The sequence below is a fragment of the Streptomyces atriruber genome, assembly GCF_001418325.1.
GTDB classification, from domain to species: Bacteria; Actinomycetota; Actinomycetes; order Streptomycetales; family Streptomycetaceae; genus Streptomyces; species Streptomyces atriruber.
In genome coordinates, this window is sequence record NZ_LIPN01000142.1 from 378 (window position 1) to 10,037 (window position 9,660).

Consider the following 9,660-nt stretch of genomic DNA (forward strand, 5'->3'; position numbering starts at 1 on the left):
CCGAGGGCCGCACCGCCTTCGACGTGCTGACCGCCTGCTTCCCCGCGGGCACCCTCTCCGGCGCCCCCAAGCCCCGCGCGATGCAGATCATCGACGAGCTGGAGCCGTCCCGTCGCGGGCTCTACGGCGGCTGCGTCGGCTACCTCGACTTCGCGGGCGACTCCGACACCGCCATCGCCATCCGCACCGCCCTGCTCCGCGAGGGCACGGCATACGTGCAGGCCGGGGCCGGGGTCGTCGCCGACTCGGACCCCGTCGCCGAGGACACGGAGTGCCGGAACAAGGCCGCCGCGGTGCTGCGCGCCATCCACACGGCGAACCGGCTGCACGGACGTTCGGGCAGTGAGGGATAGTGGACGGGTGACTTCTGCCGTACCTCCGCCCCGTACCGAGGACACGTCCGAGAGCCGGGCCCAGCGCAGCAGCAGACGCAGCATCGCTGCCGCCCTGCTGCTCGGCGCCGTCGGCGCGGCCCTCGCGCTGCTCGCGTCCCGCCAGGCCTGGGCCCACGGCACCGCATCGGTGGCCGGTGGCGAGCTGCCGCTGACCGCCAAGGGCAGCGACGTCACGGGCGTGCCCGCGGCCCTCGCGATAGTGGGCCTCGCCGCCCTCGTCGCGGTCTTCGCGGTCCGCCGCGCCGGACGCTTCCTGGTCTCCCTGCTGCTCACGCTCAGCGGCGGCGGCATCGTGGCCGCGGCCCTGCTCGGTGCCGACGACAGCGACGCCCTCGACGAGAAGGCCGCCACCGCCTCCGGCGACGCCGCCACCACCATCGGTGACCTGTCGCACACCGGCTGGCCGTACGCCGCGGCCGCCGCGGGCGCGCTGCTCCTGCTCGCCGGGCTGCTCGCCCTCACCTACGGCCGCTCGTGGCCCGCGATGTCGGGGCGCTACGAACGCGACGGCACGCCCAGCCCCCGCAAGGCGCGCCGCGCCCCGGACCCGGAGCGCCCCGAGGAGCTGTGGAAGGCCCTCGACCGCGGCGAGGACCCCACGCACGGAACCTGACCCCCGAGCTCAGGGCATGCGTGCGAGTGCGGGAGAATGGCAGGGAGCGTCCGCTACGCGGTGGGCTCCCCAGTCCCCGCCGCGCACACAGCAACAAGGAGCATTTTCATGGCGCATGACCACGGACACACCCCGGCTGCCTGGACCGGTTCGATCATCGCCTTCGTCGGCTTCTGCGTCGCGGGCGCCTTCATGGTGATGGCCAACGTTCCCGGCTTCTGGGCCGGCATGGCGATCATCGCCATCGGCGGCCTCGTGGGCGGCGCCATGCGCCTCGCGGGCATGGGCCAGGCCAAGCGTCCGCACCGCCAGACCGTGAGCGCCGGCAGCTGACCCCGCCGTACGACAAGAGGCGGTCCGGCAGGTGCCCGGGACCGCCTCTTTCGCGTGTCCGGCCCGCCCGTCGGGCGACGCGCCCGGGCGCGCGGCAGAATGCACGGGTGACCGCCGAACCCGAGAGCGCCGCGCCCCCCGTCCTGACCCGTCTGCTCGTGCCGGCGGGACTGCTCGCCTCGGTCGCCGGAGCCTTCGCCTACGTCGGCGCCGTCGACCCGAACGAACCCGGTCACTACCCCGCCTGCCCGCTGCTGCGCCTCACCGGCATCTACTGCCCCGGCTGCGGCGGCCTGCGCAGCGCGCACGCCTTCGTCCACGGCGATGTCGCGGCGGCGCTGGGCGCCAACGCGCTCGCCGTCGCCGGATACGTCGTCTTCGCCGTGCTGTGGACCGTGTGGGTGGTCAGGACGGTCCGCGGGCGGCCCTTGCGGATCGCGTTGGGGCCGGTTCCGCTGTGGGGTCTGGGCGCCCTGATCGCGGTCTTCACGCTGGCGCGCAATCTGCCGTTCGGGTCATGGCTGCATCCGTGAAACCGCAGGTTGCGGGAGCGATCGCTGTCCAGGTCGTGGGATGGGCGTCAACCGGATGCGGGCCCTTCGCCCTCCTGCGGATACCATCGCAGTGACCAGCTTGAACGTCAGCTCAACCGTCAGGAAGGGGGCCGCTCGCGTGAGTGTGCTCGACGAGATCATCGACGGAGTCCGTGCCGACCTCGCGGAGCGGCAGGCACGCGTCAGCCTCGACGAGCTCAAGGAGCGTGCGGCCAAGGCTCCCGCGGCCAAGGACGGCGCGGCGGCCCTGCGCGGCGACGGCGTCAAGGTCATCTGCGAGGTGAAGCGCTCCAGCCCCTCCAAGGGCGCGCTCGCCGCGATCGCCGACCCGGCAGGTCTCGCCGCCGACTACGAGGCGGGTGGCGCCGCCGTCATCTCCGTGCTCACCGAGGAGCGCCGCTTCGGCGGTTCGCTCGCCGACCTGGAGGCCGTCCGGGCCAAGGTCGACATCCCGGTGCTGCGCAAGGACTTCATCGTCACCTCGTACCAGCTGTGGGAGGCCAGGGCGTACGGCGCCGACCTCGCGCTGCTGATCGTGGCCGCCCTGGAGCAGCCCGCCCTGGAGTCCCTCATCGAGCGCGCCGAATCGATCGGCCTCACGCCGATCGTCGAGGTGCACGACGAGGACGAGGCCGAGCGTGCCGTCGACGCGGGCGCCCGTGTCATCGGCGTCAACAACCGCGACCTCAAGACCCTGAAGGTCGACCGCTCCACCTTCGAGCGGGTCGCCCCCGAGCTGCCGGACAGCGTCGTCAAGATCGCCGAGTCCGGTGTGCGCGGGCCGCACGACCTCATCGCGTTCGCCAACGCGGGCGCCGACGCGGTGCTCGTGGGCGAGTCCCTGGTCACCGGCCGCGACCCGAAGGGCGCGGTCGCCGACCTGGTCGCCGCGGGCACGCACCCGGCGCTGCGGCACGGACGGAGCTGACCCACCCCATGTCGATCTCCGCCCGCCTCGCACCCGGCTGCCGCCCCCGCGGCTGCCGGGCGCCCGCGCGGCGTGTGCGGGGCAGGCGGGTGCGGTACCACATCGGCTCCGAGCCGGGGCAGATCCCCGGGATGCGATGGCGGGGCGGCGCCTGACGCCGCCGAGCTGAGCAGCGCCCCGTCAGGGGCGCGGGGAACTGCGCGCGCAACCCACGACGGGCCGCGGCCGCGAAGGACCCGTGACCAGCGACGGCGCCAAGGCGTACTCATGCCACACGCCAACGCCAGCCATTGCGAGGTTTCCGCATGCCCAGCGAGTACTTCATCCCCGACCCGGAGGGTCAGATCCCGAGCGCCGAAGGCTACTTCGGCGCGTACGGCGGCAAGTTCATCCCGGAGGCCCTCGTCGCCGCCGTGGACGAGGTCGCCGTCGAGTACGACAAGGCGAAGAGCGACCCCGCCTTCGCCGCCGAGCTGGAAGACCTGCTCGTCAACTACACCGGTCGGCCCAGCAGCCTGACCGAGGTGCCCCGCTTCGCGCAGCACGCCGGTGGCGCCCGCGTCTTCCTGAAGCGCGAAGACCTGAACCACACCGGCTCGCACAAGATCAACAACGTGCTCGGCCAGGCCCTGCTCACTAAGCGCATGGGCAAGACCCGCGTCATCGCCGAGACCGGAGCGGGACAGCACGGCGTCGCCACGGCCACCGCCTGCGCCCTCTTCGGCCTCGAATGCACCATCTACATGGGCGAGATCGACACCGAGCGCCAGGCCCTGAACGTGGCCCGGATGCGGATGCTCGGCGCCGAGGTCGTCGCCGTGAAGTCCGGCAGCCGCACCCTCAAGGACGCCATCAACGAGGCGTTCCGCGACTGGGTCGCCAACGTGGACCGCACCCACTACCTCTTCGGGACCGTGGCCGGACCGCACCCCTTCCCCGCCATGGTGCGCGACTTCCACCGCGTCATCGGCGTCGAGGCCAGGCGGCAGATCCTGGAGCGCGCCGGGCGCCTGCCCGACGCCGCCGTCGCCTGCGTGGGCGGCGGCTCCAACGCCATCGGCCTCTTCCACGCCTTCATCCCCGACGCGGGCGTGCGCCTCATCGGCTGCGAGCCCGCGGGGCACGGCGTGCAGACCGGCGAGCACGCGGCCACCCTGACCGCGGGCGAGCCGGGCATCCTGCACGGCTCCCGCAGCTACGTCCTCCAGGACGAGGAGGGCCAGATCACCGAGCCCTACTCGATCTCGGCCGGACTCGACTACCCGGGCATCGGCCCCGAGCACGCCTACCTCAAGGACAGCGGCCGCGGCGAGTACCGTGCGGTCACCGACGACGCGGCGATGCAGGCCCTGCGCCTGCTGTCGCGCACCGAGGGCATCATCCCGGCCATCGAGAGCGCCCACGCCCTGGCCGGGGCGCTGGAGGTCGGCAAGGAGCTCGGCAAGGACGGGCTGATCGTCGTCAACCTCTCCGGGCGCGGCGACAAGGACATGGACACGGCCGCACGCTACTTCGGCCTGTACGACACGGACGCAGTCGTCGAGGCGGACGCGTCCGCCACCGGCGCCGAGATCGAGGGGGACGCGAAGTGAGCGGCAACATCAGGCTGTTGGACGACGCCCTCGCCGGCGCCAAGGCCGAGGGCAGGGCCGCCCTCATCGCCTACCTGCCCGCGGGCTTCCCCACCGTCGACGGCGGCATCGAGGCCGTCAAGGCGGTCTTCGAGGGCGGCGCCGACGTGGTCGAGGTCGGTCTGCCGCACTCGGACCCGGTGCTCGACGGCCCGGTCATCCAGACCGCCGACGACATCGCCCTGCGCGGCGGCCTCAAGATCCGCGACGTCATGCGCACCGTCCGCGAGGCCCACGAGGCGACCGGCAAGCCGGTGCTCGTCATGACGTACTGGAATCCGATCGACCGCTACGGCGTGGAGCGCTTCACCGCCGAGCTCGCCGAGGCGGGCGGCGCCGGCTGCATCCTGCCGGACCTGCCCGTCCAGGAGTCGGCGCTCTGGAGGGAGCACGCCGAGAAGCACGACCTGGCGACGGTCTTCGTCGTGGCGCCGAGCAGCAAGGACGAGCGGCTCGCCACGATCACCGCGGCGGGCTCCGGCTTCGTCTACGCGGCATCGCTGATGGGTGTCACCGGCACCCGCGAGTCGGTGGGCGCCCAGGCGCAGGACCTGGTGCGGCGCACCAAGGCCACCACCGAACTGCCGGTCTGCGTCGGCCTCGGCGTCTCCAACGCGCGCCAGGCCGTCGAGGTCGCGGGCTTCGCCGACGGAGTGATCGTCGGCTCCGCGTTCGTGCAGCGGATGCTGGACGCCCCCGACGAAGCCGCCGGGCTCGCCGCCGTGCGTGCGCTCGCCGGTGAGCTCGCGGACGGGGTCCGCGGCAAGGCGTAACTCGTACGGGTGGACCTGGACCGGGGAGGCACGCTCGTGCCTCCCCGGTTCGTTTGGCGGGGTGTGAGCGAGAAGAACCGTGAGGGAAAACGATCGGCCCGCGAGCGGCTGGCGGAAGAGCGAGATCGGCAGAAGGCCCGCGACAAGCAGCGCCGGGCGCTGGTCGTGGGCGCCGCGGTGGTAGGCGTCCTCGGACTCGCCGCCGTGGTGGGACTGCTCGCCGCCAACTCCGGCGACGACAAGAGCGACACGGCGGGCCCGGTGGTCGCGCCCAAGGGGGCGAGCGACAAGGACGGGCCCGCGATCCCCGTCGGCAAGGAGAGCGCCAAGTCCACCCTCACCGTCTGGGAGGACTTCCGCTGCCCGGCCTGCAAGGGGTTCGAGGACGGCTATCGCTCGACGATCCACGAGCTCACCGAGAAGGGCGAGCTCAAGGTGGAGTATCACCTGGCCACGCTCATCGACGGGAACATGGGCGGCAGCGGCTCCAAGCGCGCGGCCAACGCCGCGGGCTGCGCCCAGGACGCGGGCAAGTTCGTGCCGTACCACGACGTGCTCTTCAAGAATCAGCCCCCCGAGCCCGATGACGCGTTCGGCAAGAACAGCAAGCTGATCGAGCTCGCCGGGCAGGTCGACGGCCTGGACACCGACTCCTTCAAGAAGTGCGTCGAGGACGGCAAGCACGACAGCTGGGTCGACAAGTCCAACCAGGCGTTCCAGGACGCGAAGCTGCGCGGCACCCCGACGGTCCGGCTCAACGGCAAGGACATCTTCGGCGACCAGAACAACCCGCTGTCGCCCCAGAAGCTGAAGCAGAAGGTGGCGGAGGCGAACCGGAGCTGACGCGCGAGGGGCGGTGACCGACCCGGCGCCGACGTCACGGACCGTGCTGACGTTATGGACCCGTAGCCGGACCGGTTGCCGCCCCCGATGCCCGGCACGGTAGCGTCGGTCGTGTCATGGACCTTGCCTTCATTCCCAGTCCGTCGCGCGGTGTGGTCGAACTCGGACCCATCCCGTTGCGCGGCTACGCGTTCTGCATCATCATCGGCGTCTTCGTAGCCGTCTGGCTCGGCAACAAGCGGTGGATCGATCGCGGGGGCCGGTCAGGCACCGTGGCCGACATCGCCGTGTGGGCCGTGCCGTTCGGCCTCGTCGGCGGGCGCCTCTACCACGTGATCACGGACTACCAGCTGTACTTCAGCGACGGCCGTGACTGGGTGGACGCCTTCAAGATCTGGGAGGGCGGCCTCGGCATCTGGGGCGCGATCGCGCTCGGCGCGGTCGGCGCGTGGATCGGCTGTCGCCGCCGCGGGATCCCGCTGCCGGCCTGGGCCGACGCGCTGGCTCCCGGCATCGCCCTCGCCCAGGCCATCGGCCGCTGGGGCAACTGGTTCAACCAGGAGCTGTACGGCAAGGCCACGGACGTGCCCTGGGCGCTCAAGATCACCTCGGCCGAGGACGGCCGGGTCCCCGGCACGTACCACCCCACCTTCCTGTACGAGTCGCTGTGGTGCATCGGCGTCGCCGTCCTGGTCATCTGGGCCGACCGCCGCTTCAAGCTCGGACACGGCCGGGCCTTCGCGCTGTACGTCGCCGCGTACTGCGCCGGGCGCGGCTGGATCGAGTACATGCGGGTCGACGACGCGCACCACGTGCTCGGTCTGCGGCTGAACGTGTGGACCGCCATCGTGGTGTTCCTGCTGGCCGTCGCCTACTTCGTGGTCTCGGCCAAGAAGCACCCCGGACGCGAGGAGATCGTCGAGCCGGACGACGAGTCGTCCGCCGACGGGAGCGACGCCGACGCCTCGAAGCTCACCAAGGCGGAGGGCGAGACCAAGGACGCCGAGAAGGCCGAGGACGCCAAGGCCTCCGACGAGGAGGCCGGGTCGGCCAAGAAGAGCTGACCTTCACCGGTCGTACGTCGAAGGGCCGCCGGATCACCTGATCCGGCGGCCCTTCGCGTGTTCCGGTCACTTCCTGCGGGCCAGCGCCAGGACCCGCCGGGCCCCCTCCACCACCGCCTTGTCCACGAAGCGGCCGTCCGGCAGGGCCAGGGCGCCCTCGTCCGTCGCCGCCGCCTTGGTGATCTCCTCCGCCCGCTCGATCTCGGCGGGAGTGGGGAGGTAGGCCCGCTCGATCACCGGGAGCTGGCGGGGGTGGATCGCCGCGCGGCCGAGGAAGCCGAGGGCGCGGCCCCGGGCGCAGGAGGCGGCGAGACCGTCCAGGTCGCGGATGTCCGGGTGGACCGACTGGGCGGGCGGCGCCAGGCCCGCCGCCCGCGCGGCCACCACCACGCGGGAGCGCGCCCAGTCGAGGCCCGCCTCGTCGCGCACGCCCAGATCCGCGCGGAGGTCGGCCTCGCCCAGGGAGACGCCGCGCAGGGCCGGGTGCGCGGTGGCGATGGCGAAGGCGTGCTCCAGGCCGAGCGCGGACTCGACGAGGGCGTGCAGGGCCGGGGCGCCGCCGTCGGCGGGGACCGCGCGCTCGGCGACGCGGATGACCTCGGCGCGCGAGGTCACCTTGGGCAGGCGCAGGCCCGCCACGCCCGGGAGCGGTGCGACGGCGCGGAGGTCGGCCTCGGCGAGCGGGCCGTCCAGGGCGTTCACGCGGACGTGGACGGGCAGCGGCTGGGGTGCCGAGAGGAGCTCCGCCGTCGCCGTTCTCGCGTACTCCTTGCGGTCGGGGGCGACCGCGTCCTCCAGGTCGATGATCACCGCGTCGGCGCCCGCGTGGAGGGCCTTGGCGACCACGTCGGGCCGGTCCCCGGGCACGTACAGCCAGGTCAGCGGGGAAAGGGCGGTCACAGGACGCCCTCCTTGCGCAGCTCGGTGATCTCCCGTTCGGTCAGGCCGAGTTCGGTGAGGACCGCGTCCGTGTCGGCGCCGTGCGGGCGGCCCGCCCAGTGGATCGCGCCGGGGGTCGCGGAGAGGCGGAAGAGGACGTTCTGCATGCGCAGGGGGCCGAGTTCCGGGTCGTCGACCGTGGTCAGCGTGGAGAGGGCCGCGTACTGGGGGTCGGTCATGACGTCGCGTACGTCCTGGACGGGGGCGACCGCGGCCTCCGCCTTCTCGAAGGCCTCGATCACCTCGGCGCGGGTGTGCCGGGCGATCCAGGCGCCGACCGCCCCGTCCAGGACGTCGGCGTGGCGGGCCCGGTCCGCGCCGGTGGCGAACCACGGTTCGGCGATCAGGTCGGGGCGGCCGACCAGGCGCATGAGCCGTTCCGCGACCGACTGGGCCGAGGTGGAGACGGCGACCCACTTGTCGTCCGCCGTGCGGTAGGTGTTGCGGGGCGCGTTGTTCGTGGAGCGGTTGCCGGTGCGGGGCTGTACGTGGCCCAACTGGTCGTACCAGAGCGGCTGGGGGCCGAGGACCGTGAGGATCGGCTCGATGATCGCCATGTCCACCACCTGGCCCTCGCCCGTGCGGTCGCGGGCCGCGAGGGCCGTCATCACCGCGTACGCCGTCGCGAGGCCCGCGATCGAGTCGGCGAGGCCGAACGGCGGCAGGGTGGGCGGCCCTTCCGGATCGCCCGTGATCGCGGCGAAGCCGCTCATCGCCTCGGCGAGCGTGCCGAAGCCGGGGCGGCGGGAGTACGGGCCGAACTGGCCGAAGCCGGTGACGCGGGCGAGGACCAGGCGGGGGTTGGCCGCGCTCAGCTCCGCCCAGCCCAGGTCCCACTTCTCCAGGGTGCCGGGGCGGAAGTTCTCGACGATCACGTCGGCGGTGGCGGCCAGCCGCAGGAGGGTGTCGCGGCCGCCGGGCGTCGACAGGTCGAGGGTCATGGTGCGCTTGTTGCGGCCGAGCAGCTTCCACCACAGGCCGACGCCGTCCTTGGCGGGGCCGTGGCCGCGGGACGGGTCGGGGCGCGTGGGGTGCTCGACCTTGATGACCTCCGCGCCGAAGTCGCCGAGCATGGTGGCGGCGAGCGGGCCCGCGAAGAGGGTGGCGAGGTCGAGGACGCGAAGGCCCGTGAGGGGAGCGGTCATGAGGTGGCCCCCGGCTCCGCGCCGGTCTCCTCGTCGATCTCCTTGCGGTACGGCATGGAGGCCGAGGCCCCCGGGCGCTGCACGGAGAGCGCCGCCGCCGATGACGCCCAACCGAGCGCGTCCGGCACGGAGTTGCCCTCGGCGAGCGCCACGGCGAGGGTGCCCGCGAAGGTGTCGCCCGCGCCGGTGGTGTCGACCGCCGTGACCTGTCGGGCGGGCACCACGACGGGTTCGGTGTCGCGCGCCGCGTACAGGCTGCCGCGCGAGCCGAGGGTGATGACGACCTCGGGCACCTGGGAGAGCAGTGCGCGGGCGGCGGCCCGCGGGTCGTCGGCGATGCCGGTGAGGGCGGCGGCCTCGTGCTCGTTGGGGAGCAACAGGTCGGTGGCGGCGAGGAGTTCGGGTGGCAGGGGCCGGGCGGGGGCGGGCGTGAGGATGGTGC

At 73.1% G+C, this 9,660-nt stretch carries 13 protein-coding genes; 10 read left to right on the forward strand and 3 right to left on the reverse strand.

Annotated features, from left to right (window positions below):
* From AOK03_RS44045 to lgt, 10 genes are all read left to right on the forward strand, one after another.
* The coding region (locus AOK03_RS44045) for a chorismate-binding protein (RefSeq protein ID WP_244177635.1) at window positions 1-353 on the forward strand (353 nt) is incomplete at its 5' end.
* Window positions 354-360: 7 nt separating this feature from the next.
* The gene (locus tag AOK03_RS16160) at window positions 361-1,008 is read left to right on the forward strand and encodes a TIGR02234 family membrane protein (RefSeq protein WP_055565961.1); all 648 of its coding nucleotides are present in this window, start codon (window positions 361-363) and stop codon (window positions 1,006-1,008) included.
* 108 nt (window positions 1,009-1,116) lie between these two features.
* Window positions 1,117-1,341, forward strand: a complete 225-nt coding sequence (locus AOK03_RS16165) for an HGxxPAAW family protein (RefSeq protein WP_055565962.1) — start codon at window positions 1,117-1,119, stop codon at window positions 1,339-1,341.
* A 107-nt stretch (window positions 1,342-1,448) separates the two neighbouring features.
* Entirely contained in the window at window positions 1,449-1,874 is a 426-nt protein-coding gene (locus AOK03_RS16170) for a DUF2752 domain-containing protein (RefSeq protein ID WP_055565963.1), read from the forward strand.
* A 139-nt stretch (window positions 1,875-2,013) separates the two neighbouring features.
* Window positions 2,014-2,823: an indole-3-glycerol phosphate synthase TrpC gene (trpC, locus tag AOK03_RS16175; protein WP_055565964.1), complete on the forward strand. Its 810-nt coding sequence runs from the start codon at window positions 2,014-2,016 to the stop codon at window positions 2,821-2,823.
* Window positions 2,820-2,978 carry a tryptophan biosynthesis modulator TrpM gene (gene trpM, locus AOK03_RS45185; protein ID WP_425264386.1) on the forward strand — a complete coding sequence of 53 codons (159 nt, stop codon included), beginning with the start codon at window positions 2,820-2,822 and terminating at the stop codon, window positions 2,976-2,978. The genes trpC and trpM overlap by 4 nt, the downstream gene beginning before the upstream one ends.
* Window positions 2,979-3,128: 150 nt before the next feature.
* On the forward strand, window positions 3,129-4,415 hold the full coding sequence (gene trpB / locus AOK03_RS16180) for a tryptophan synthase subunit beta (RefSeq protein WP_055565965.1): 1,287 nt from the start codon (window positions 3,129-3,131) through the stop codon (window positions 4,413-4,415).
* Window positions 4,412-5,227, forward strand: coding sequence for a tryptophan synthase subunit alpha (gene trpA, locus AOK03_RS16185; protein ID WP_055565966.1), 816 nt, complete (start codon window positions 4,412-4,414; stop codon window positions 5,225-5,227). Before trpB ends, trpA begins: the two co-directional genes overlap by 4 nt.
* A 63-nt stretch (window positions 5,228-5,290) precedes the next feature.
* The gene (locus tag AOK03_RS16190; RefSeq protein WP_055565970.1) at window positions 5,291-6,070 is read left to right on the forward strand and encodes a DsbA family protein; all 780 of its coding nucleotides are present in this window, start codon (window positions 5,291-5,293) and stop codon (window positions 6,068-6,070) included.
* Between the two features lie 116 nt (window positions 6,071-6,186).
* A complete protein-coding gene (gene lgt / locus AOK03_RS16195; protein ID WP_055565967.1) occupies window positions 6,187-7,134 on the forward strand; it encodes a prolipoprotein diacylglyceryl transferase in 948 nt (315 codons plus the stop codon).
* Between the two features lie 66 nt (window positions 7,135-7,200).
* On the opposite strand, the gene AOK03_RS16200 is transcribed toward lgt, so the two are convergent.
* The 3 genes from AOK03_RS16200 to AOK03_RS16210 all read right to left on the reverse strand — a co-directional run.
* The gene (locus AOK03_RS16200; RefSeq protein ID WP_055565968.1) at window positions 7,201-8,034 is read right to left on the reverse strand and encodes an HpcH/HpaI aldolase/citrate lyase family protein; all 834 of its coding nucleotides are present in this window, start codon (window positions 8,032-8,034) and stop codon (window positions 7,201-7,203) included.
* A complete protein-coding gene (locus AOK03_RS16205) occupies window positions 8,031-9,218 on the reverse strand; it encodes a CaiB/BaiF CoA transferase family protein (protein WP_055565969.1) in 1,188 nt (395 codons plus the stop codon). The genes AOK03_RS16200 and AOK03_RS16205 overlap by 4 nt, the downstream gene beginning before the upstream one ends.
* The coding region (locus AOK03_RS16210) for a PfkB family carbohydrate kinase (RefSeq protein WP_208609546.1) at window positions 9,215-9,660 on the reverse strand (446 nt) is incomplete at its 5' end. The genes AOK03_RS16205 and AOK03_RS16210, both read right to left, overlap by 4 nt.

Coding starts and splice junctions, on each gene's coding strand:
- lgt (WP_055565967.1), top strand. CDS start 6,187: ATGGACCTTGCCTTCATTCCCAGTCCGTCGCGCGGTGTGGTCGAACTC.
- trpB (WP_055565965.1), top strand. CDS start 3,129: ATGCCCAGCGAGTACTTCATCCCCGACCCGGAGGGTCAGATCCCGAGC.
- AOK03_RS16205 (WP_055565969.1), bottom strand. CDS start 9,218: ATGACCGCTCCCCTCACGGGCCTTCGCGTCCTCGACCTCGCCACCCTC.
- AOK03_RS16165 (WP_055565962.1), top strand. CDS start 1,117: ATGGCGCATGACCACGGACACACCCCGGCTGCCTGGACCGGTTCGATC.